The organism is Acinetobacter sp. 766875 (assembly GCF_000582055.1).
Classification (GTDB): Bacteria; Pseudomonadota; Gammaproteobacteria; order Pseudomonadales; family Moraxellaceae; genus Acinetobacter; species Acinetobacter nosocomialis.
This window is the reverse complement of sequence record NZ_JEXX01000029.1, coordinates 1-23,055: the sequence shown is the minus strand read 5'-3', so window position 1 is coordinate 23,055 and position 23,055 is coordinate 1. Positions and strand designations below refer to the sequence as shown.

19 protein-coding genes are annotated in these 23,055 nt (G+C 41.2%); 14 read left to right on the top strand and 5 right to left on the bottom strand.

Translation table 11 applies throughout. From position 1 onward, the window contains the following. Positions 1-3: 3 nt before the first annotated feature. The gene (pap, locus tag J576_RS17650; protein ID WP_002157012.1) at positions 4-1,422 is read right to left on the bottom strand and encodes a polyphosphate:AMP phosphotransferase; all 1,419 of its coding nucleotides are present in this window, start codon (positions 1,420-1,422) and stop codon (positions 4-6) included. Positions 1,423-1,631: 209 nt separating this feature from the next. Between pap and J576_RS17645 the strand changes: the two genes are divergently transcribed. From J576_RS17645 to J576_RS17580, 14 genes are all read left to right on the top strand, one after another. Then, the gene (locus tag J576_RS17645) at positions 1,632-2,339 is read left to right on the top strand and encodes a DUF8198 family protein (RefSeq protein WP_002157018.1); all 708 of its coding nucleotides are present in this window, start codon (positions 1,632-1,634) and stop codon (positions 2,337-2,339) included. 148 nt (positions 2,340-2,487) lie between these two features. After that, complete coding sequence (ubiE, locus tag J576_RS17640; protein ID WP_002156970.1) at positions 2,488-3,435, top strand: bifunctional demethylmenaquinone methyltransferase/2-methoxy-6-polyprenyl-1,4-benzoquinol methylase UbiE; 948 nt, start codon at positions 2,488-2,490, stop codon at positions 3,433-3,435. An 11-nt stretch (positions 3,436-3,446) separates the two neighbouring features. Then, positions 3,447-4,115, top strand: a complete 669-nt coding sequence (locus tag J576_RS17635) for a ubiquinone biosynthesis accessory factor UbiJ (RefSeq protein WP_002156948.1) — start codon at positions 3,447-3,449, stop codon at positions 4,113-4,115. A gap of 12 nt (positions 4,116-4,127) precedes the next feature. Then, positions 4,128-5,747, top strand: a complete 1,620-nt coding sequence (locus J576_RS17630; protein ID WP_002156982.1) for an ABC1 kinase family protein — start codon at positions 4,128-4,130, stop codon at positions 5,745-5,747. Between the two features lie 124 nt (positions 5,748-5,871). Further along, complete coding sequence (locus J576_RS17625; RefSeq protein WP_002156998.1) at positions 5,872-7,185, top strand: FAD-dependent oxidoreductase; 1,314 nt, start codon at positions 5,872-5,874, stop codon at positions 7,183-7,185. Between the two features lie 151 nt (positions 7,186-7,336). Continuing rightward, the gene (gene hisIE / locus J576_RS17620) at positions 7,337-8,110 is read left to right on the top strand and encodes a bifunctional phosphoribosyl-AMP cyclohydrolase/phosphoribosyl-ATP diphosphatase HisIE (protein ID WP_002156965.1); all 774 of its coding nucleotides are present in this window, start codon (positions 7,337-7,339) and stop codon (positions 8,108-8,110) included. A 9-nt stretch (positions 8,111-8,119) separates the two neighbouring features. After that, positions 8,120-9,622: a UvrD-helicase domain-containing protein gene (locus J576_RS17615; RefSeq protein ID WP_002156955.1), complete on the top strand. Its 1,503-nt coding sequence runs from the start codon at positions 8,120-8,122 to the stop codon at positions 9,620-9,622. Positions 9,623-9,645: 23 nt separating this feature from the next. Continuing rightward, a complete protein-coding gene (locus tag J576_RS17610) occupies positions 9,646-11,028 on the top strand; it encodes an AAA family ATPase (RefSeq protein ID WP_002156924.1) in 1,383 nt (460 codons plus the stop codon). Positions 11,029-11,342: 314 nt separating this feature from the next. Continuing rightward, positions 11,343-14,192 (top strand): monovalent cation/H+ antiporter subunit A, encoded by a 2,850-nt coding sequence (locus J576_RS17605; RefSeq protein WP_033855712.1) that lies wholly within the window; start codon positions 11,343-11,345, stop codon positions 14,190-14,192. After that, positions 14,189-14,557 carry a Na+/H+ antiporter subunit C gene (locus J576_RS17600; protein ID WP_000624229.1) on the top strand — a complete coding sequence of 123 codons (369 nt, stop codon included), beginning with the start codon at positions 14,189-14,191 and terminating at the stop codon, positions 14,555-14,557. The genes J576_RS17605 and J576_RS17600 overlap by 4 nt, the downstream gene beginning before the upstream one ends. After that, positions 14,557-16,368 carry a monovalent cation/H+ antiporter subunit D gene (locus J576_RS17595; protein WP_031959257.1) on the top strand — a complete coding sequence of 604 codons (1,812 nt, stop codon included), beginning with the start codon at positions 14,557-14,559 and terminating at the stop codon, positions 16,366-16,368. Before J576_RS17600 ends, J576_RS17595 begins: the two co-directional genes overlap by 1 nt. Positions 16,369-16,370: 2 nt before the next feature. After that, positions 16,371-16,898: a Na+/H+ antiporter subunit E gene (locus tag J576_RS17590; protein WP_002156972.1), complete on the top strand. Its 528-nt coding sequence runs from the start codon at positions 16,371-16,373 to the stop codon at positions 16,896-16,898. Then, positions 16,895-17,170 carry a monovalent cation/H+ antiporter subunit F gene (locus J576_RS17585; RefSeq protein ID WP_033855711.1) on the top strand — a complete coding sequence of 92 codons (276 nt, stop codon included), beginning with the start codon at positions 16,895-16,897 and terminating at the stop codon, positions 17,168-17,170. The genes J576_RS17590 and J576_RS17585 overlap by 4 nt, the downstream gene beginning before the upstream one ends. Positions 17,171-17,182: 12 nt before the next feature. Next, a complete protein-coding gene (locus tag J576_RS17580) occupies positions 17,183-17,587 on the top strand; it encodes a Na+/H+ antiporter subunit G (RefSeq protein ID WP_002157026.1) in 405 nt (134 codons plus the stop codon). Between the two features lie 56 nt (positions 17,588-17,643). On the opposite strand, the gene J576_RS17575 is transcribed toward J576_RS17580, so the two are convergent. The 4 genes from J576_RS17575 to rimP are packed head-to-tail and all read right to left on the bottom strand — an operon-like array spanning position 17,644 to position 22,801. Further along, positions 17,644-18,045, bottom strand: coding sequence for a ribosome-binding factor A (locus J576_RS17575; protein WP_002157043.1), 402 nt, complete (start codon positions 18,043-18,045; stop codon positions 17,644-17,646). Then, entirely contained in the window at positions 18,045-20,744 is a 2,700-nt protein-coding gene (infB, locus tag J576_RS17570; RefSeq protein WP_002156968.1) for a translation initiation factor IF-2, read from the bottom strand. The genes J576_RS17575 and infB overlap by 1 nt, the downstream gene beginning before the upstream one ends. Before the next feature lie 10 nt (positions 20,745-20,754). Continuing rightward, positions 20,755-22,239, bottom strand: coding sequence for a transcription termination factor NusA (gene nusA / locus J576_RS17565; protein ID WP_002156952.1), 1,485 nt, complete (start codon positions 22,237-22,239; stop codon positions 20,755-20,757). A gap of 37 nt (positions 22,240-22,276) precedes the next feature. Further along, a complete protein-coding gene (gene rimP / locus J576_RS17560; protein WP_002157009.1) occupies positions 22,277-22,801 on the bottom strand; it encodes a ribosome maturation factor RimP in 525 nt (174 codons plus the stop codon). Positions 22,802-23,055: the final 254 nt, after the last annotated feature.

Here is a 23,055-nt window from a genome sequence, read left to right as displayed (position 1 = left end):
ACGTTAGTCTGCCTTTAACTGTTTTAAAATCGCTCTTAACACTTCTAAACGCGCAGTATATTTATCATCAGTGGCAACAATATGCCAAGGAGCATATTCGGTACTGGTTCGTTCAAACATATCTGCTGCTGCTTTTAAATAATCATCCCATTTGTCACGATTACGCCAGTCTTCTGCGGTAATTTTAAAGCGTTTATGCGGTGTCTCTTCTCTGGCTTTAAAACGTTGTTCTTGCTCATCTTTACTAATCGCTAGCCAAATTTTTACCACAATCGTTTGGCTATCAAATAAGTCTTTTTCAAAGCGATTAATTTCGTCGTATGCCCTTTGCCATTCCAAAGGTGACGCAAAACCTTCCACACGTTCTACTAGCACTCGGCCATACCAAGTACGGTCAAAAATCGTAATTTTTTCGGCTTCATTAATGCGGTTCCAAAAACGCCACAAATAAGGATGCCTTGCTTCGAAACGTTCAGGTGCTCCAATACAATGAATATCATATTCACGCGGGTCTAAGTTTTTCACAATTCGTTTAATGGCACCCCCTTTGCCCGAAGCATCCATTCCTTCAAAAGCAATCACAAAATTACGTTTATCAAAACGCATGGTATCGGCAATTTTTTTGCTGAGTTTATCGAGCTCTTTTTTGTACTCAGCTTTATCAAGCTGTTCTTGAGCAGGTTTTAATAAACTCTCGGGAATCTTGGCCTGCTGCCATTTCCCTTTGACTTCACTTTCATGTTCAGGTAGCTGACGCATATGTTGTAAAAGATACTGAGCAAAAAATTGATCGCGCTGTTTTTCATCTTCCCCATCAATAATGTACCAATCGTCAGTGAAGCGGCGGCGTAACTTTTGCAAAGTGTCATATTGTTTTTTATTACGCCAGTCTAGGCCGTGGAGTTTATGCCAATGTTGTTCAGAAGGGTCTATTTTATCTAAACGTTTTTGCAATGATTTCCAAGAAAGATCAAACCAGACTTTAATAACATCGACATAATTATTTTTTAGGTCTTGTTCAAATGAACGCATATTTTCCACATATGCATCAAAACGTGCCTCATCCAAAGGCTCTGACACATGCGTCGCGGTAACCAACAAGTCGCTATACCAATTGCCAAACATCACCACAATTTGGCCTTCAGTCGGAATAAACTCTGAATATGACTGCCAAAAAGCTTCTGTATCTGTCAGCACACGCGGTGCATCTGCTTTTACCCTTAAATATCTCGGATCTAACCATTCTCGAAGCTGTTTAACAGCCTCACCTTTTCCGGCCAGTTCGATGCCACTCATTAAAATGAGCGTACTTTTAGCATTTTTTTTACCGCGACTATCTTTTAAAGCATATTGTGCTTCAATCAAATCGACCGAAAGCTGTTCTTCGTCTCGAATTTCAAATTTTGGTTGTTGTTCACTCATAGTCCACTGCTCTAATCTTTTATTGTTTAATTTCGTTGTTATTTAACTTATGCGCTTAGATGATGAATTGCTATACAAATTATGTCATTGCAGCAAAATTCTGTCTAAAAATTGACGCATAAATCATTTTTTTTACATCTACTCGCCATAGTAGAAGGTTACAATGCCTTTTATGATTTTTTGCAAATAGCCCAATATTAGAGCCTTAAATGTCTAAACTCGCTGCTTTTGATGATCTTTTACAACAATATAAAACATTTAATTATCACGATAATCCAGTGCTTGCCCAGCGTTTGCAAGATGTACAAACATGGTTAAAAGAGCGGATGAAAGAAACGCATCACGACTTTTTTAATCTGCCAGAGCACAAGCTCATGTCAGAGTATTTTTTAAACCGTTTATATGGCGGCCCAGAGTTTGATGCGCTTGCTGCACAAATTGAACGACTATTGAAATATGCCCATAAAGCAGAAAAAGTCCTACCTGAAAACGCAATTAAAACAGGAACAAAGTCGGTAAGTTTGGCTGTACTTGCCACGCAACTTGATGAACAAGTGGCCATGCAGCTTCTTGAAGACTATCCAGCAGATACAGTACTCACTGATGAGATCATGCGTTTAACCTTAATCAAGCTTGATCAGGCCGAAGCCCGTTACCAGCAGCTTGCCCTTCTTGATGACTTAGGGATAGCACTCGATAAATACATGCGTTCATTTATGATGTTCACTGCTTTTAAAATGTGTAAAGGTATTGCACAAAAATATCACTTCGAATTGATGTATGATTTTATTCAAGATGGTTTTACCGCAATGAAACCATTAAAATCAGCAGAGGCTTTTATTAAGACTTTTACGGAAAAAGAACGTCAGATTGTTGAAAAAGTACATTCAGGACATCCGAATCCGTTTAGAGTGTGATAAGGTCGGCACATAGAAAAAACTCAACCTCGCGAAGTTGAGATTTTATTCATTATATTTGCATGATGATGCCTGTAAAAATAGACAAAATCTGTCATCATGCAGAACTTATTCCGTTTCACTTGAGTTTGAGTCTAGGAGAGACAATATGTCTAACGAAAACCAAAAGCCAACATCTCCAACTGAGCAGGCACAAAGTTCAGACAAAGTTAGCCCATTCCTAAGCTCACCTTTACCGCAAGGTACCCCTCAAGGGCAACAACAAACTTTACAGCAAACCTTAACAGATACACCTGTTAGCGGTTCTGTACCAAAATATAATTTACCACGTGGTGCAGGCAACACTGGCAATGTTGGTGAAACAACTCACTTTGGTTACTCAACAGTTCGAACCGAAGATAAAGCTCAAAAAGTTGCTGAAGTTTTTCACTCGGTTGCAAGCAAATATGACCTTATGAATGACTTGATGTCATTTGGTATTCACCGTTTATGGAAACGCTTTGCAATTAACATGTCTGGTGTTCGCCGTGGTCAACACGTGTTAGACATTGCTGGTGGTACAGGCGACTTAGCAAAAGTATTTAGCCGTGAAGTTGGTCCTCAAGGTCATGTGGTACTTTCAGACATTAACGAATCTATGCTGAATGTTGGCCGTGACCGTCTGATTGATGCAGGCTGTACCAATGTCGATTTCGTACTTGCCAATGCTGAAACTTTAGAACCTTTTGCAGATAACAGCTTTGACCTTGTTACCATTAGCTTTGGTCTACGCAACGTAACGGATAAAGATGCTGCGCTTGCCTCTATGTTCCGTGTACTTAAACCAGGTGGTCGTTTACTGATTCTTGAGTTTTCTAAACCAGTATTTGAGCCTTTTTCAAAACTTTATGACCTCTACTCATTCACCGCTTTACCGATTATGGGTAAATTGGTTGCCAATGACTCAGAAAGTTATAAATATTTGGCTGAATCAATTCGTATGCATCCAGACCAACGTACCTTAAAAGGCATGATGGAAAATGCTGGCTTCCAGAACTGTGACTATCACAACCTGACTGGCGGTATTGTTGCTGTTCACCGCGGTTTCAAACTGTAAGGGATAGCGATATGTGGTCGATTCTAGCACTCGGTGCAGTCGAACGTATCATTCATCATCTGATCGATCTGGATGCATTAACCCGCATTCAGCTCAATCAGTTACAGGGCAAAATGTTGCGTGTTGTCATCGATAGCCCGCAGCTTTCTGTCGATGTATTCTTTGACCAAGAAAAAGTACGTCTTGAACCTACTGCAACTGGGCACAGCGAAAAACCTTCTATTTTTGAACAACGCCCTTTTGACCCGCAATTTAAAATTTCTGAAGCAACAGCTACTTTACATGTCAAAGATGTTGTTGAACTCATCAAACTATTGGTGAGCGATCCCGACCAGATTGGTAATATCCCGCTACAAGGTGACTATCACCTATTACAGGATATTCAAAAAATTATGCAGCAGACTGAACCTGATTTAGCTGCGCATTTATCAAAATGGGTTGGCCCTCAACTCGCTCATGAAATTGGTAAGATTCAACTTGCACCCAAGCATCTAAAACGCTCTCTTCAAAGCCATCTATTTTTCGCTGAAGATGCTTTAAAAGAAGACAGTGGTTTATTTGCCCCACGTTGGGAAATGGACGATTTAAATCAAGCTACACGTAAGCTTAATCAAGATATTGACCGTCTAGAAGCTAAATTACAGCAGCTCAATGCACAACTACAACCCACTCAAGACTAGGTAAGACCGTATATGATTCCGCACGTTTCACGTTTACTCGAACTTTGGCGTATTGCAGCGCACTATAGACTCGATACGTTGTTCCCTGCGGATGAACTACCAGTTAAAGCTAAACATGCATTAAATATTATTAAAATGCATCCGGCAGCATGGTCGAGTCGTGAGCGCAAGAATCCTTTAAAGCTTAAAGAAGCTTTAGAAGACATGGGACCACTTGCAATTAAGCTTGGGCAGTTACTGTCAACTCGACGCGACCTAATTCCACCTGAAATACTCGCTCAATTGGTTTTACTTCAAGATCAGGTGAAACCTTTTGATAGCAATGTTGCCAAACAACGTATTCAAGACTCTTTAAAAGCAGACGTAAATACACTATTTGCTCGCTTTGATGACCAACCCCTTGCTGCTGCCTCAATTGCACAAGTCCATACAGCAGCATTGCATGATGGTCGTGAAGTTGTTGTAAAAGTCACTCGTCCAGATATTCGTAGCCAGATTTTACAAGACTTTGAAATTTTGGCATGGCTAGGGAATACACTAGAAAGCCGCCTTGAAGCTGCTCGTGCATTACATTTATCTGAAATTATTCAAGACTACCGCCAGATCATTTTAAATGAGCTGGACTTGAGTATTGAGGCAGATAACACTCGTCGTATGCGCCATTACTTCACTGGTTCGACCATGATGTATGTGCCAGAAGTCTACATGGACACCAAAGATGTTATGGTGGCTGAACGTATTACTGGTGTGCCTATTTCAGACACGGCAACCTTTGACCGTTTAGGCATGGACCGCGCACAACTTGCAGAAAAAGGCTTAACGATTTTCTTTACGCAAGTATTCCGCGATAACTTTTTCCATGCCGACATGCATCCCGGTAATGTCTTTGTAGAAACCATCAACCCAAGCAATCCACGCTTTATTGCGCTGGATTGTGCGATCATGGGTGAGCTTTCTAAGCATGACCAAATGACGGTTGCCCGCATGTTGCTTGCCGTAATGAATAGCAACTTTATGCAGCTTATTCAAATTGTGCATCAAGCTGGCTGGATTCCACCGGGTACCGATCAAGACGCTTTAGCACGTGAGATGCGCCGTACTGTTGGGCCAATGGTGTCTAAACCAATGGATCAACTTGATTTTGCAGGTATCTTAATTCAAGTGATGGACATTGCCCGTCGCTTCCATCTTGAGATTCCACCACAGCTCATGCTGCTGCTCAAAACTTTAGTGCATGTAGAAGGCTTAGGTACGGACCTTTATCCGCAACTCGACATCTGGAAATTGGCAAAACCAATTTTGACAGAATGGGTTAAGTCCAACATGAACCCAGTCAAAAATGTAAAAGAACTTGGCCAGCAATTACCTGACCTGCTTTTAGGCGCTCAAGATTTCCCAAGCTTAATTATTGATAGCTTAAATGGTTTAAAGAACCAATCTGCTTGGCAGGACCGTCAGTTACGTGAAATTCAGCAACTCCGTTTGCAAATGGAACATCAACAGCGTCGTAGCTGGATGTTTGGCAGTACTATGCTGATTTTGCTCACCATTGCGATTATTAGCCCTTGGTTTGTATCTATTATTTTGATTGTGTTGAGCAGCTTATTGGCGCTTTGGCGTGTATTGAAATAACGTCCAAGTCCCTTGCCCATGCAAGGGATTTTTTTATGGGTAAAACTTATAACTTAAAAAAATATAGATCGATTATCCGTTCATTGCTAAATTTAGCTTTATGAACGCTTGAAAAGAACAAACAATGAAAACACCTCATTTTGCCATTATTGGTGCAGGCACGGCAGGTTTAGCCACCGCAATTTTGCTTGCCCGTGAAGGCAACCACGTTACTATTTTTGAACAAGTTGATGAGTTATCGCCAGTAGGTGCTGGGTTATTACTACAACCCGCGGGCTTAGCTGTATTTGAGCACTTAGGTGTACTCGACAAAGCCTTAACCTTAGGTGCGAAAGTCACAGGCCTAGAAGGGCAACTTCCGGACAAGCGTCTTTTAGTTAACAGTCACTATCACGAAGCATCAGCAGATCTTTATGGTTTAGGTATACACCGAGCCACTTTGTGTCACATTCTCACTCAAAAACTTAACGAGTATTCAAGCCAGATTACTTGGTATATGAACCATTCTGTTGAAAGATTTGAAGAACATAACGATGAAGTTCGGCTATTCGGCAGTCATCAAAACCAAAAGTTTGATGCTTGCTTTGATGGCCTACTCATTGCCAACGGTGCACGTAGCCAGTTACGCCCCAAAGCATGGGTAAAGGTTGACAAAGCTTATCCTTGGGGGGCTGCGTGGAGTATCGTGCCCGAGTGCCAAGTCCTCGATTCTGAAATTCTGCATCAATTTTATGATCGCTCGAAAATTATGATGGGAATTCTTCCTACAGGAGCTATTCCAACTGAACCTCAACAGCGCCTTTCGAGTATATTTTGGAGCTTACCTACCACACAATTACAAAACTTTTTGCAAGATGAACAAGCTAAGCAGACTTGGTTAAAGCAAGTCTCTGAGCGTTGGCCAAAAGTTGCAGAGTGGCTCAAAGAAATTTTGTATAGCAGTCAAACTCAGCCCAAATGGTTATCTGCAAACTATCGTGATGTCGTCATGACCCAATTTGGTCAAGGTCGAATTGGGGTAATTGGAGATGCAGCTCATGCAATGAGTCCTCAGTTAGGACAAGGTGCAAATATGGCATTATTAGATGCTTGGGCTTTTTCTCAATCATTGCGACATGCTCAAAAAAACCAGAATATTGATTGGTCCTTGCTCTGGCAGCATTATCACCAGCTTCGCGGTTCATCCACCCAGTTTTATCAATTTCTTAGTCGCTTACTAACACCACTATATCAATCTGACCATTGGTGGGCGGGAAGTTTAAGAGATCTAGTTTTCCCTTGGATGTATCAAATTTCTTATTTTCGAAAAGAAATGGCAATCACAATTTCAGGCTTAAAAACAGGGCCATTCCGCCATCTTGAATATGATCAAGTCGCTCAAGCACCTAAAAAAAGCAGTGCGTTTCATTTAAAAAGTGAATCTCTGACTGATTTTTAAAGTAGCCGAGCACAAGCTCCTCATTACGCTGGGAGAGACAAAAAGGACAAAGAATTTTCCGCAAAGTGGCTTTGATGCCGTACACTATACAAGCTATTTTTAGCATCTGACAGAAATCAATTTATAGTTCATATTTCTTTGGTGATTCCTCATGAATAACACGCAATGGCTCGATGAAGTAAAATTTAACGAACAAGGTCTTATCCCTGCCATTGCTCAACATCATCAAACCGGACGTATTTTGATGGTAGCGTGGATGAACCGTGAATCACTTGCGCTCACAGCAGAAAAAAATCAGGCTGTATACTTCTCTCGTTCTCGCCAAAAACTCTGGCACAAGGGCGAAGAATCAGGCCATTTCCAAACAGTTTATGAAATTCGTCTGGACTGCGATGGTGATGTAATCGTATTACAAGTTGAGCAACACGGCGGTATCGCGTGCCATACAGGTCGTGAGTCTTGTTTCTACCGTAAACTTACCCCACAGGGCTGGGAAATTGTCGATGCACAATTAAAAGACCCTACTGCAATTTATGGTGACAAAGCTAAAACTGAAAGTCACGATCATGCTCACACGACTGAACAAGTGGATGTGCTTGCTCACTTAGGGCAATTGATGCAAGAGCGTAAGCAAGCAGAAGCAGACACTTCATATGTTGCAAGCCTCTACAAAAAAGGCATTAATAAAATCTTAGAAAAAGTTGGCGAAGAAAGCGTAGAAACTATTATTGCTGCAAAAGACTACGCTGCTCAAAATACAGAAAGCAATTTAAATGACTTGATTTATGAAACTGCCGATTTGTGGTTCCATAGCATTGTCATGTTGGGTTATTTCGATCTTAATCCACAGCTTATTATTGACGAATTAGCTCGTCGTCAGGGTTTATCTGGTTTAGTTGAAAAAGCTAACCGCAATAAGGTTTAAAATCACTCAGTGTCGAATATCGAAAAACCTAAAGCCACCTATGAGCAAGCAATTGCCATAGATAACGCACGTCTTGGGCAATCATTTAAAGTGATTGCCTATGCGGGTACAGGTAAAACTACTACCTTACAAATGATTAGTGATGCCATGCCTGAACGGCGTGGAATGTATTTGGCATTTAACAAAGCCATTGCAGGCGAAGCTCAGAACAAATTTCATCGCAATGTAGACTGCCGTACTTTTCACTCACTCGCGTTTCGTAGTGTGCCACGTGGTGTGACTGATAAATTACGCTTACCTCGTTTAAGTCCAAGCTTTATTGCCAAAGAATATCGACTAGAACCAATTACGTTACGACGCATGATGGGTGGACGTTATGAAAAATACGTCTTAATGCCAAGTCGTCTGGCGAGTCTTGTTGCCAATGCGGTGAGCTATTTTTGTTCAACGAGTTCTCAATATCCTGCTCCTCGACATATTCAGGCGCCAAACTGGTTACATCCAGACGATATTACTGAGCTACAGACCCACCTTTACCCTGCTGTAGAACGTCGCTGGTTAGAGTCCATCGACCCAAATCATCAGGCAGGAATTGGTCACGATATTTATCTGAAGCTTTGGGCATTGTCTGAACCTAACATTCCGGCAGATTATGTCTTATTTGATGAGGCACAGGATGCTGACCCTTTAATGTTGGGTATTTTGCTTCGTCAAAAAAGTACGCAGGTTATTTATGTAGGCGATGCACATCAGCAAATCTACGCGTGGCGCGGTGCAGTAAATGCCATGCAACAGCTGCCTTTGCCAGAGTCTCGCCTCACCACTTCTTTCCGTTTCGGAGAGGCAATTGCCGATGTCGCCAATGCTTTGCTAGGTGGCTTAAATGAGACAGTTCCTTTACTTGGTAATCCGAACCAAAAATCAAGCGTAGTCAATAAACCGCATACAAAAATGCGTGATGCGATTTTATGTCGTACTAATGCTCGCGCAATGGAGCTGTTATTGGCAGGCTTGGTACACGGCGATAAAGTAAGCTTGCAGGCAGATCATCAAAAATTAAACCGTTTTGTAGATGCTGCAAGCCTCTTGAAGCAAGGAAAACGAGTTACTGACGTCCCCGAGTTAGCATGGTTTAACTCATGGCATGATGTTCATGAATACTGTGAAACCAATGAGGGAAGTGATATTAAACCATTGGTTAAACTGGTGGATGATCACGGTACCGATCCACTGAAAAAAGCACTTGCAAAGATTACCCCACTTGAGCAAGCTGACTATGTCATCTCGACTGCCCATAAAGCAAAAGGACTAGAGTGGAACCGCGTCCATATTGAAGATGATTATCAATTTAAAATTAATGGTTTAGAACACAAGATTACAGATGAGGAATTAAGATTACTTTACGTGGCCTGTACTCGTGCTAAAGTAAGTCTAAACATCCATCATCTTTATGATCTGATACAACAATTAAAAGTAAGGGCGCCTTTAAGTCTTCGTAAGTCGGTTGGTTGAAGCGCTCATAATTAGGTGATCCTATGAGACTTCAATCTATCCAATTTAAACATGTTGCTCTGTTTCATGACCTAAAGATCCAGTTTCAATATGATAAGCAACCGATTACTTTAATTTTAGGTGAGCAGGCAACCGGTAAAAGTATGCTACTTAAGCATATTTATCATGCTTTAACGTGGTTTCCTGCGCGTCTTAAAGATGTCCGCACACCGGGTGTTGTCATGCCCGATCAAGACATTACTCATTCTCGTTTACAATCTAAAATAGAAGTGAGTATCCATATTCCTTCAGAGTTCGGGCAATTACCTGAAACTACATCTGCACAGCAAACCGACACATCCGTTTGTAATTGGAAACTATTTAAGACCTTAAATGCAACTGGTGTGGGTATTAGTCAAGTTGAAACTCAGCAGCTCGATCAAACTGTTACGCTTTATCATCAAGTCACCAGAAAAGACCCGCTTCAAGGACTTCCTCTACTTGCCTATTACCCATCTGAACGATTTGTTAACGATATAAATTTACTCAATAAAAACCTTCCAGGTATTACTCAGTCTATTTCTGCTTATGAAATTAGTTTAATCCCGTTTACAACTTTTACTCGCTTTTTTGAATGGTTACGTGAAATTAGCGATATTGAAAATGCGCAAGCAGCGCAGGTTGTACAACGAATTATTTCAAAACAATCTAATCCACAAAATCAGGAAGAACTTTTACATCAGCTTCAAATCGAATTGGCAGGGCAACCTAAACAGCTTCCTTCACCAAATCTATATGCGCTTAAATCAGCGTTAAAGATTATATTTCCAGAACTTGAAGACCTTTACCTACAATATCATCCACGGCTTCAACTCATGGTACATTACAAAGGTGAAGCTTTAGCATTTCAACAACTTTCCAATACCACAAAAACATGGATCGCACTCGTAGGGGATGTTGTACGCAGACTTTGTTTGCTCAACCCACTCAGCTTAGACCCTTGCCTTGAAGGCGAAGGAATTTTATTAATTGACCAGATCGATTCACAACTAGATGCTCAACATTGTTCAGAAATTTTAAATCGACTTCATCAAGCATTTCCGCATTTACAAATCATAGTGACTGGGAGCCGTGAAGAATTACTTGAACATGCGACTGCTTATCAATGTTTTAAATTAGAACATGGCAAAGTAGGTCAACTTGATTTAAATACGACTCAGCAGCAGCTCGAACACCTTTATACCCTCTTGCATCGAGATGAAGCTTTATCACCACATATAGATACTTTGCCACCTGATACTGAACCTACAACAGCCCAGATCGATAATTTGTACCAACAAATTCAAAACTTAAATGAACAACAAAAAAATGAATTATTACGTATGATTCATGCAGGAGATACTTCGGAAGAAACCTCATCTCTGTAGACGTTATTATCCATATAGCTCAATTTTTATAATAAAAACCGGATTCGCTAAATATACGATGAAATCTGTTTTTTGAGCCGAAAAATCACTAGATGTTGTTACCACATGTAATAACATCAGATTTTTAATGATTTTTTAGTGTACAATAAATTTCATTTTGCGTTTTTATTATTCAAGTTGCGCAATACAACTTGTTTCTCGCTTTATTTTTCTAATTTGGTCGGGTTTTCAGAATATAAGCTTTGGAAATCTCTTTGAATTCCTATCTATTCTGAAATGAAAATTTCACCTTTAGGCTTCGGTCTAAATTATATATGGATACGAGTGTGCTACCGATAATTATCTTATTACCGTTAATATTAGGCACCACCCTTGTTTCATTGCTTCAACGGTTTTCACGTGGAGTAACGGCTTTAGGGGCGATCGGAGTCAGTTTAACCAGTTTTGGTTTATTACTGACTCAGGCTAAAACTGTGCTTGGTGGTGCAAGCATTCAACAAAGTTGGGATTGGTTACCGCAATTAGGAATTAATCTGAGCTTTAGACTTGATGCCCTTGGTTTATTATTTTCTCTTCTTATTACCGGTATCGGTACACTCATTTATATTTATGCCTATTATTATTTAGGCCCTAAAAATTCATTAAGTAAATTATATTTATTACTCATGCTGTTTATGGCAGCAATGCTGGGTATTTCGCTTTCAAACAATTTAATTATTTTATTAGTGTTTTGGGAACTTACCAGTATCTCATCTTTCTTATTAGTGGGTTACTGGAGTCATTACGAAGCTGCTCAACGTGGCTCGCGCATGGCACTTACCATTACAGGAATGGGTGGACTCGCCATGCTAGGTGGATTTGTCTTATTAGGGCAAATCACCGGTACTTATGAAATTAATGATATTGTCGGAATGAAAGAGCTCATTCAAAGTCATCATCTTTTTGTTCCGATGCTTTTGCTTATCCTACTTGGTGCTTTTACTAAAAGTGCTCAGTTCCCTTTTCATTTTTGGTTACCCAATGCAATGGCAGCACCCACCCCGGTGTCAGCCTATTTGCACTCTGCCACTATGGTTAAGGCAGGTATTTTCTTATTAGCACGTCTTGCACCTATCTTTATTGGTGCGGCGCTTTATCACAACATTGTCACGTTTGTCGGCCTATTCACGCTTTGTATGGCGGCATGCTTTGCTATCTTCAAAGAAGATTTAAAAGGATTATTAGCCTATTCCACTATTAGTCATTTAGGTCTTATTGTCTGCTTGTTAGGTATTGGTTCACCTTTAGCGGTTGCCGCTGCAATTTTTCATATTATTAACCACGCAACCTTTAAAGCTGCCCTGTTTATGATTGCAGGGATTATTGACCATGAAACAGGTACACGTGATCTTAGAAAATTAAGTGGTGTTTGGCAGCTACTACCGTTTACCGCAACGCTCACTATGATCACTGCAGCCTCAATGGCAGGTGTTCCTCTTACCAATGGCTTTATTTCTAAAGAAATGTTCTTTACCGAACTGTTAGCGAACCTTTCAGGATCGGCTGTTATTTTTGCCAGTATTATTGCGACCCTTGCCGGTATTTTTGCAGTGAGTTATTCAATTCGGTTAGTTCACGGCGTATTTTTTGATGGCCCATTGGGTAAACAAGTTCCAAATAAAAATGCCCACGAGCCACCTATCGGCATGAGAGCACCAGCTATATTGCTCGCGGCACTATGTATTTTGGTCGGTATTTTCCCTGCCCTACTGGTCGAGCCTTTAGTTAACAGTGTGACACGCGCAAGTCTTATGCAGCCTGATTTTGCAGGAACTCATCTTGCAATTTGGCATGGATTCAATGCGCCATTAGTCATGAGTATTATTGCCTTGGCTGGAGGTACGCTTTTTTATTTTGCCCTAGCAAAAGATGGCATGATTCGTAAGATCGACCTTGACCCAAGACTCGGTCGCTTACAAGGCCGTATTTTATTTGATTTATTCTTAAAGCATTTATTATTAACGAGCCGAAAAATCAAACAAAAAACCGAAAATGGTTCTTTGCAAAGCTATCTGTTTTTAATCATAGCTTTTAGCACCATCATGGTGACCATGCCTTTGCTTAATCAAGGGCTTACCACAGGTACGCGTGAGCTTACTCATGCCCCATGGATTGCAGTTGTGCTTTGGCTAACCTTATTCTCAGGTTGCTGGATGATGCTCTGGTTTCACCATGAACGCATCAAAGCTGTACTCATTAGCGGTGCAATTGGTCTCGTGGTGACCATGGTGTTTGTTACCATGTCTGCACCTGACTTAGCACTTACTCAAATTACGGTAGATGTGGTTACGACTGTTCTTTTGTTAATGAGTTTGTCTTTACTACCACAGCTGACACCTTATGAATCTACTCGCTCAAGACGTTTAAGAGATGCATTTTTAGCAATTATTGGTGGCTTAGGTATCGGCTGGATTACGTGGCTCATTTTAACGCGTGACCATAATTCGATTTCATGGTTCTTTGCTCAGCAATCTTTACCACTTGGCGGTGGTTCTAACATCGTGAATGTTATTTTGGTGGACTTCCGTGGTTTCGATACCTTTGGTGAAATTACCGTATTAGGCATTGCTGCGATTGGTGCGCTATGTCTTATGGATGGCATGCGCGTACACGGTACTACCATGACCCAAGGCCTGACCTACCGCTTTAACCCATCTCCGCTTATGTTCCGTATTACGGCCTCTTGGGTTTTACCTTTAGCGTTAGTGGTAAGTGTCTATATCTTTATGCGCGGACATAACTACCCTGGCGGTGGCTTCATTGCAGGTTTAATTACCTCAATGGCACTCATTATTCAATATATTGCTTTAGGTCAAGATCAAGCAGAACAAATGTTAAAAGCACAATCTGGTCGCCTTTATGAAGTCTGGATTGGTTCTGGTTTAACAATTGCGGGCTTAACTGGTATTGCCGCATGGTTCTGGGCACGTCCATTCTTAACTAGTGCTCATGTCTATGTTGAGTTACCAATTTTAGGAAAACTACATCTGGCTTCAGCAGCAAGCTTTGATTTGGGTGTGTATATCACGGTGGTAGGTGCCACTATGCTACTCATTTCTGTATTAGGAGACTCTCGCCACTCGAGTATGTCTGGTCCTGTACCTCATGGGGAGAAATCATCATGATCAGTTTAGAATTCTTACTGGCCTCTGCCATTGGGCTACTTGTTGCTACAGGCATCTATCTTATTTTGCGTGCGCGTACCTTTCCTGTTGTGTTGGGTTTAGCCGTACTAGGTTATGCGGTTAACTTATTTTTGTTTGCGATGGGCCGTCTGCAAGTCAGCTCGCCAGCTATCCTAACGGAGACTACCAATATTACAGATCCGCTTCCACAAGCGCTTGTTTTAACTGCGATCGTTATCGGTTTCGCAACCACAGCGTTTATTGTGCAACTGGCTTTACGCAGCCGTTATGAATCAGGTAGTGACCACGTTGATGCAAAAGAAGATATTTCTCCAACATACGACCCACGTGAGGATGAGCCGTGATGTTTGATTTTTTATCTTTTTGGCAAGCAAATACACCAATTTTCAGCATCCTCATCCCGGCATTTACTGGTTTTATTTTACTGCTTCTAGGCAATCCTGGCGCTGGTGCATTAAAAGAAGACTGGCGTCAACCTTGGCGACGTGGCATTAGCTTGCTCTCAGCAATCGCAGGTTTAGTCACTGCTGTTAGTTATCTGATTGTTGCTAATACAGGCCAAATTACTGTTTACCAGTTGAGCGAGTGGTCAGCACCATTTGGTATTGTGCTGGTACTTGATCGACTTTCAGCATTTATGCTGGTTTTAACCTATGCCTTAGCAGTCCCGGTTTTATGGTATGCAAGTGAGAATTGGGATACGAGAGGTCGCTATTTCCATGCTATATTCCATTTTCTTTTAATGGGCCTATGCGGAGCATTTCTTACAGGTGACTTATTCAACCTGTTCGTTTTCTTTGAAATCTTGCTTATGGCGTCCTATGTTTTGCTGTTGCATGGACAAGGCAAACCACGTTTTCAGCTTGGCGTACACTATGTCATTATCAATCTCTTAGCCTCTGCCCTATTCTTAATTGGCCTTGGTATGATTTATGGCAGTGTAGGCAGTCTAAATATGACTGACGTTTCACGCCTTTTACCAACTTTAGATGCAGATCAACATAAATTAGCAGTCGCTGGTGCCCTACTGTTATTTGTCGTGTTTGGTATTAAAGCAGCCATGCTACCAGTGGGTTTTTGGCTACCAAAAACTTATGCCGTTGCAAGTACACCTGTCGCAGCGATCTTTACCATTATGACTAAAGTGGGCATCTATGCCATTTTGCGTGTAAATGGGACTGTATTTAATGATGTACTTAGCCAAGAAATCTTTAAAAGTTGGCTTCTTCCAATTGGCTTAATTACGTCTCTATACGGTGTGGTTGGAGCAATCGGTGCAGATCGCCTTAGACGTTTTGTTGGTTTTATGGTGCTGTCTTCGATTGGTACATTATTGACTGCAATTGCTATGTCAAATACGCAAGCTTGGTCAGGGGCACTATTCTATTTAGTCCACAGTACACTGATCGGTGCTGCATTTTACTTGTTCTGTGGTTGGATGACTTCGCAACGCGGTGATTTCAAAGATCACTTAAAAATCGCACCAAGAATTAAGCAAGAAAAAGCAGCCATGCTGACTTATTTCTTAATTGCCATGATGCTCGCTGGTTTACCACCTTTTAGTGGCTTCTTTGGAAAGGGGTTTATTTTACAAGCAACTGTTGAAACAGCATATCAAGGCTGGGTAATTGGTATTGTGCTTGTGGTCAGTCTATTAAGCATTATTGCGTTAACACGTGTCGGATTTATTTTATTCTGGCGTGCCTCAGCACCAGAAGAAGATCCGATCAATCCTGCTTATATTATTTATCGGGCTTTACCTGAACGTGCACCACCACGTAATGATTCAGTGATTTATATTTTGCTTGCAGGTTTAGTGGCTTATGTCGTATTTGCTTCACCTGTGTTGCACTACACCACAAGCACTGCTCAGCAAATTCAAAATCACGCCTTATATCAGCAATCTATTCTTAAAACTGATCAAAATGGCGAAATCATTAGTGTGCAGCCTTATGATTCAACTTATTTACCAGAAACAAAATATGGTGGAGAAGTTGAAGATCATAATGCCTATCTGATACCTGACATTATTTCTAAAGACACATACAACGGTGTACATATTTCCGAATACAAACACCGCCAAATTCAGCAGCAAGAAAAATTGCAAACGCCAACCATTGCTGATGAAAGTCAACTGAAACCTATGGAGCCATAACAATGCAGCTATCTAAATTGCTTGACCGCTGGTTCCCGCATCCATTTGTTTCTTTTTTAATTATCGTTTTTTGGTTAATGCTCTCGCATAGTCTTGATGCAAGTGACCTGCTTATGGCTGTAATTTTGGGGCTTGTGATTCCTCGATTGGTTCGACCTTTTATTACTAGAACACCGCACATTCATTGGCAACCAGCAGTAAAACTATGCTTTGTTGTACTGTGGGATATTATTGTTTCCAATTTTCGCGTTGCTAAACTGGTATTAGGGTCACCTAAAAAATTACATCCCAAATGGTACCGTGTTCCATTAGAAACAGAACATGAACAAGTAAATTCTTTACTCGCAATGATTATTACCACAACACCAGGTACGGTCTCTGCTGGTATTGATCAAGAGCGTGGTGACATTTTGGTACACTCGCTCAGTACAGAAAATACTGAAAGTGATGTGCAAGACATCAAACAACGCTATGAGGCTCCACTCATGGAAATTTTTGATGTGAAAAGCAAATCGGAGGACAACACATGACCATCCTACCTTATGCACTTGGCATTAGCTTGCTTGCCATCACGATCTCTATGTTGCTCTGTCTGTTTCGCATGGTGATGGGACCATCAATTGTAGATCGCCTTTTAGCACTTGATACCCTTTTTCTAAATGCAACTTGTCTCATTGTTGTATTAGGTATTTATTGGACAACCACCTCTTTATTTGAAGGGGCATTATTAGTTGCCATGCTAGGGTTTGTATCGACAGCTGCTTTGGCTCGTTATTTTACAACCGGTCATGTAATCGATTAGAGGGAGGTCAAAATGCAAATTACAATGGAAATTATTGTTTCGATCTTTCTAGTTTTTGGTTCGTTCTTTATGTTAGTTGGTTCAATCGGCATGGTACGCCTACCCGATTTATTTATGCGACTACATGCGCCTACCAAATCGAGTACTTTAGGACTAGGTAGCTTTTTAATTGCTTCAATGATCTTTTTTGCTTTTCAAGGTCGTTTTGGCTTTGCCGAACTTCTCATTACTCTGTTAGCTTTCATTACGGCACCTGTTTCAGCCAATTTAATTGCACAAGCAGCACTACATCTGCGTTTACGCTCATTAAGTGGTGAAGTTCCTGAAGCAATCGAACGTCCATTACCATGGGATCGCTATAAAATCGGACAACGCTTTTCACAAAACAAACCTCCGATGGAGCCTCCTCAGGAATAAAAATGTGAACAAATAAAAAAGCCACCCAAAGGTGGCTTTTTTATTTTGAGTATAAATTACTCTTCATCATCTGACTTACGTTCCGGTAAATCTTGTACCGCTTTTTCAATAAGACCAAACATATAATTACCATATGCATTCGTCTTATCGTAATGGAAACGTAAGCGAGGCGTAATACGTGTTTTGATACGACGACTGAGTTCATGACGCAAGAAACCAGAAGCTTTATTTAATACATCTAAAGTTTCTTTATTTGCTGCTTCACTTTGCTCATCACCTAGCTCACGCCCCATAACAGTAACGTAAACTTCAGCGTATCCCATATCCGCACTGACTTTCACGGCTGAGATGGTCACTAGACCACCCAGACGCGGATCTTTTAACTCCTGACGGATTAGATCAGACAGCTCACGCTGTACTGAATCCGCCATTCGCTTTAAGCGTTGGCTACCCGCCATTAAAGACTCCGTTTAATCAATTGAACATCATATACTTCGATCTTATCTTGTACTTTGATGTCTTTATAACCTTTAACCGCAAGACCACATTCCATACCAGCACGAACTTCATCAACTACATCTTTATAACGACGTAATGATTCAAGTTCACCTTGGAACACAACCACGTCATCACGTAATACGCGAATCGGTTTATTACGGTGTAATGTACCTTCAAGTACCATACAGCCTGCTGCTGCACCAAACTTACTTGAGTGGAATACTTCACGTACTTCAGCAACACCCAAGATTGTTTCACGGTGTTCAGGAGCAAGTTTACCGCTCATGGCATCTTTCACATCATCAATCAATTCATAGATGATGCTGTAGTAACGAATATCGATACCGTCTTGGTCACTTCTCTGACGCGCAGCTGTATCAGCACGAACGTTGAAGCCTAACAATACTGCTTCTGAAGATTCAGCAAGAATTACATCAGATTCAGTAATCGCACCAACACCAGAACTAATTACACGAACTTTTACTTCATCAGTAGAGAGTTCATATAAAGCTGCATTCAATGCTTCTAAAGTACCACGTACGTCAGTTCTTAAAACAACGTTCACTGTAGGAACATCTTTTTTGCCCATTGACGACATGATATTTTCAAGACGCATTGCACTTTGACGCTCAATACGTTTTTGACGCTCACGGTCAGCACGAGCATCGGCAACTTCACGTGCTTTTTTCTCGTCATTTACAACAAGAACTTCGTCACCTGCCATTGGAGCATCTGGAAGACCCAGAATTTCTACCGGAATAGATGGTCCTGCTGATTTAATTGGCTTACCGTTTTCATCAGACATTGCACGGACACGACCATAAGATGAACCTGCAAGAACAAGGTCACCAATGTTTAATGTACCGTTTTGAACAAGAATAGAAGTTACTGCACCACGGCCTTTATCAACACGCGCTTCAATAACAACACCTTGCGCAGCACCTTCAGCAGATGCTTTTAATTCCATCAATTCTGATTGAATAAGAATTAAATCAAGAAGTTCATCAATACCTTGTCCAGTATGTGCTGAAACTTTAGCAATCGGAACATCACCACCCCATTCTTCTGGAACGATTTGTTTCGTTGTTAATTCATTTAACACACGGTCTGGATCAGCAGATTCTTTATCCATCTTGTTGATTGCAACAATAATTGGAGTACCTGCTGCACGAGCATGGTCAATTGCTTCTGCAGTTTGTGGCATTACACCGTCATCTGCCGCAACAACCAATACCACGATATCTGTTGCTTTAGCACCACGTGCACGCATTGAAGTAAACGCAGCATGTCCCGGTGTATCAAGGAATGTAATAATCCCTTTGTCTGTTTCAACATGATACGCACCAATGTGCTGGGTAATACCACCTGCTTCACCAGCCGCAACTTTCGAACGACGGATACGGTCAAGCAATGATGTTTTACCATGGTCAACGTGACCCATAATCGTAACAACTGGTGGACGAGTTGTTTGCTCACCACGTGCTTCTTCAGCCGCTTCAAGCAAGTTATCTTCCGCCTGTGTATCAGAAACTAGAACAGGGTTGTGTCCCATTTCTTCTACAACAAGTGCAGCTGTATCTTGGTCAATAGCTTGATCTTGATTAACCAACTCACCCATTTTCATAAGTGTTTTGATAACTTCACGTACTTTAATCGCCATCTTTTGAGCAAGATCGGCAACAACAATACTTGAACCGATTTCTACGTCATAGACTTGCTTTTTAACTGGCTTTTCAAATCCATGCTTGTTTGCTTGGCTTGATTTTAAACCACGTTTGTTATGGTTAACGAAGCTTTGCTCTTCTTGACCACGACGACCACCTTTCTTACCCGCACGCGGGTTAGTAGTTGCGCCACCGCGTTTAATTTCACGGTCTTCTTGCTTAAATGAATCTTCATACGCTTGGCCAACAAGACCTGAAGCAAGTGGAGAATCATCAATTACACGAATTGTGGTAGTAGCATCGTCATTTGAGTACTTAGATGCCATTTTGCGCATTTGTTCAAGCGTACGTTGCTGAGCTTCTTCAGCCGCTTTACGACGTGCAGCTTCTTCAGTTGCTTTTAACTGAGCTGTTTGAGCTTCACGCGCTTTCTTTTGCTCTAATGTTTCTGCTGGTTTTGGTGCAGGTTTTACTGTACCACCACCACGTTTTTTCACTACAACGGCAGCTTTAGGAGCTGACTGTGCAGCGCTATCTTGTTGATGAGCAGCACGCATTGCATCTAAAGTTGCTTTTGCTTTTTGCTCTGTTTGAAGACGCGCTTTTTGCTCTGCAGTTTCACGCGCTTGTTGATCTGCACGTGCTTTAGCTTCTGCTTCTGCACGCGCTTTAGCTTCTGCTGCAATTTGTTCTGGGTTTGGTTTAGCAAAAACCTGTTTTTTACGTACTTCTACGTTAATTGTTTTTGCTTTACCTGAAGTACTTGCAACTTTAGCGGTACTGGTTGTTTTACGTTTCAACGCAATTTTTCCTGTGTTACCACTTTCCTGACCATGCACTTTTTTCAAATGATTGACTAAAGTGTCCTGTTGTTCAGTGGTAATAATGTCGTCTGCTGTACGTTGAGGCAACCCTGCTTCGCGAGCCTGTTCTAGGAGCTTCTCAACAGGACGTCCTACACTGAGAGCTAACTCTTTAATCGACTTGTCCGTCATATTTCATCTCCTAGTTAAACCATGATTCGCGAGCTTTCATGATCAATTGACCTGCTTTTTCATGATCAAGACCTTCAATATCAGAGATATCGTCAGTAGCCTGATCTGCCAAATCATCAACGGTAATAATACCGCGAGCGGCAAGCGAGTAAGCGATCTCAGAAGTCATGCCTTCCATTGTGAGAAGGTCTGCGCTCGGTTCTTGAATATTTTCTTGCTGTTTCAAAGCATCAGTAAGGGCTGCTTCTTTTGCACGACTTTGCAATAACTCAACCAATTCAGCATCAAGCTCAATTTCGTCAAAAGTTTCAGCAGGAACATAAGCAATCTCTTCTAAAGAAGTGAAGCCCATTTCTACCAATGCCATTGCTAAATCTTCTTCAATATCTAAACGTGATACAAACATGTCGAGATATTGTTGAGCTTCATTTTGCTGACGAGCACGATACTCTTCTTCAAGCATCATGTCGAGTTTGTAGCCAGTTAAATCAGAAGCTAAGCGAACGTTTTGACCTTGTGAGCCAATCGCACGAGCTAATTGATCGCTGGTTGCAAAAATAATATCGGCACTTCTTGCATCTTCATCAAGCACGATGCCTGAAACATCAGCTGGTTCTAATGCGCTAGCAATGTATTGAGCTGGATCATCAGACCAAACCACTACATCAATACGTTCACCATTTAACTCCTGCTGTACAGCTTGAATACGCGTACCACGCATACCAATACACGCACCTACAGGGTCAATACGGTGATCATTTGTTTTAACTGCAATTTTAGCACGGACACCTGGTTGGCGTGCCGCTGCTTTAATTTCGATAATCTCTTCAGAAATTTCAGGAATTTCTTTTTTCATTAAAGCGATTAACATTTCAGGCTTAGCGCGTGATAACAATAACTGAGCGCCGCGGCCTTCACGGTTAACATTATATAAGATAGCGTTTACACGTTGCTTTGGACGAAGAATTTCTTTAGGAATCATTTCTTCGCGAGCAAGATAAGCTTCTGCGTTGTCGCCTAAATCAATGATGAAACCATCTTTGGTTTGTTTTTTCACTTCACCGTAGATTAACTCGCCCACTTTAGATTCGTATGCATCAGCAACTAAAGCACGCTCAGCTTCACGGATTTTTTGTACGATAACCTGTTTTGCAATTTGCGCAGCAATACGGCCAAACTCGATAGATTCAACTTCAAGTTCACGCACATCACCAATTGACCATTTCGATGGATCAACATCAGAGATCGCATCTTGGCAAGCTGGCATTTCATGATCTTCATCCGCCACTACAGTCCATTGACGGAATGTACGGTAATCACCAGTTTTACGATCAATCTCTACACGAAGCTGAGCTTCTTCAGCATGCGTACCTTCGTAAAATCTTTTCTTCGTTGCAGCAACTAGAGCTTGTTCTAAAGCCTCGAAGATCGCTTCACGACTAACACCTTTTTCATTACTAACCGTTTCTACAACGGTAAGAATTTCGCGGCCCATAAGTCACCTACCGATTTCTTATATAATTTAAATAAATTTAATCTTGATAGATCAAGTTTGCTTTATCGATATTGTTGCTGTCGATATCAAGCACATGCTTTCCTTCAACTTCAACCTTAATCTCTTCATTTTCAAGGTCTACAGCAAGGAGTTTTGCTTGAAATTTACGGCGATTTTCTACTGCTGCAATTAAACGCAAAGCAACTTGTTGTCCAATATAGCTTTGCAACTGTTCAAGTTGAAAAAATGGGCGATCCCAACCTGGTGAAGAAACTTCTAAAGAATATTCACCTGAAATCGGATCATGAACATCCAACATCGCGCCGACTTGTTGTGTAACACGTACACAATCTTGTACGCCAATACCACGACCTTGTTCTACTTCACCATCTTCATTAATCACTGGTTCAGCGTTTTCATCAACCGGTCTATCGATATAAATACGCAATAATGAACGTTTACCTTGTGGAAGGAATTCGATTCCCCACAGGTCAACACCACATGCCTGCACTGCTGGAGCAATCATGTCATACAATGCTTGGGATTTATTTGATAATTTCATTTACTCTCGTCATTCTCGTGCGATTCAATCGGTTGTTTTAACCGACACAGACCTACTATAGTGAAGCATGACTATTTGACCAATTGATGTCGACACTACACGATAGCGATACGATAACCAATAAAAAAGGGCGTTAATCGCCCCTATGTAGCACAGAAAACAATAGTCCACTGTGCAAAAAGGCCCACCTGTCTGTGAGCCTCTTTTAAGAAACTTGGTAGCGGGAGCTGGATTTGAACCAACGACCTTCGGGT

Excerpts from the sequence above, each read along its gene's own strand:
- J576_RS17585 (WP_033855711.1), top strand. The coding sequence starts at position 16,895 with ATGACCATCCTACCTTATGCACTTGGCATTAGCTTGCTTGCCATCACG.
- J576_RS17630 (WP_002156982.1), top strand. The coding sequence starts at position 4,128 with ATGATTCCGCACGTTTCACGTTTACTCGAACTTTGGCGTATTGCAGCG.
- rimP (WP_002157009.1), bottom strand. The coding sequence starts at position 22,801 with ATGAAATTATCAAATAAATCCCAAGCATTGTATGACATGATTGCTCCA.
- pap (WP_002157012.1), bottom strand. The coding sequence starts at position 1,422 with ATGAGTGAACAACAACCAAAATTTGAAATTCGAGACGAAGAACAGCTT.
- J576_RS17625 (WP_002156998.1), top strand. The coding sequence starts at position 5,872 with ATGAAAACACCTCATTTTGCCATTATTGGTGCAGGCACGGCAGGTTTA.
- J576_RS17580 (WP_002157026.1), top strand. The coding sequence starts at position 17,183 with ATGCAAATTACAATGGAAATTATTGTTTCGATCTTTCTAGTTTTTGGT.
- J576_RS17645 (WP_002157018.1), top strand. The coding sequence starts at position 1,632 with ATGTCTAAACTCGCTGCTTTTGATGATCTTTTACAACAATATAAAACA.
- hisIE (WP_002156965.1), top strand. The coding sequence starts at position 7,337 with ATGAATAACACGCAATGGCTCGATGAAGTAAAATTTAACGAACAAGGT.
- nusA (WP_002156952.1), bottom strand. The coding sequence starts at position 22,239 with ATGGGCCGCGAAATTCTTACCGTTGTAGAAACGGTTAGTAATGAAAAA.
- J576_RS17595 (WP_031959257.1), top strand. The coding sequence starts at position 14,557 with ATGTTTGATTTTTTATCTTTTTGGCAAGCAAATACACCAATTTTCAGC.
- J576_RS17635 (WP_002156948.1), top strand. The coding sequence starts at position 3,447 with ATGTGGTCGATTCTAGCACTCGGTGCAGTCGAACGTATCATTCATCAT.
- J576_RS17605 (WP_033855712.1), top strand. The coding sequence starts at position 11,343 with ATGGATACGAGTGTGCTACCGATAATTATCTTATTACCGTTAATATTA.
- ubiE (WP_002156970.1), top strand. The coding sequence starts at position 2,488 with ATGTCTAACGAAAACCAAAAGCCAACATCTCCAACTGAGCAGGCACAA.
- J576_RS17600 (WP_000624229.1), top strand. The coding sequence starts at position 14,189 with ATGATCAGTTTAGAATTCTTACTGGCCTCTGCCATTGGGCTACTTGTT.
- J576_RS17610 (WP_002156924.1), top strand. The coding sequence starts at position 9,646 with ATGAGACTTCAATCTATCCAATTTAAACATGTTGCTCTGTTTCATGAC.
- infB (WP_002156968.1), bottom strand. The coding sequence starts at position 20,744 with ATGACGGACAAGTCGATTAAAGAGTTAGCTCTCAGTGTAGGACGTCCT.
- J576_RS17590 (WP_002156972.1), top strand. The coding sequence starts at position 16,371 with ATGCAGCTATCTAAATTGCTTGACCGCTGGTTCCCGCATCCATTTGTT.
- J576_RS17575 (WP_002157043.1), bottom strand. The coding sequence starts at position 18,045 with ATGGCGGGTAGCCAACGCTTAAAGCGAATGGCGGATTCAGTACAGCGT.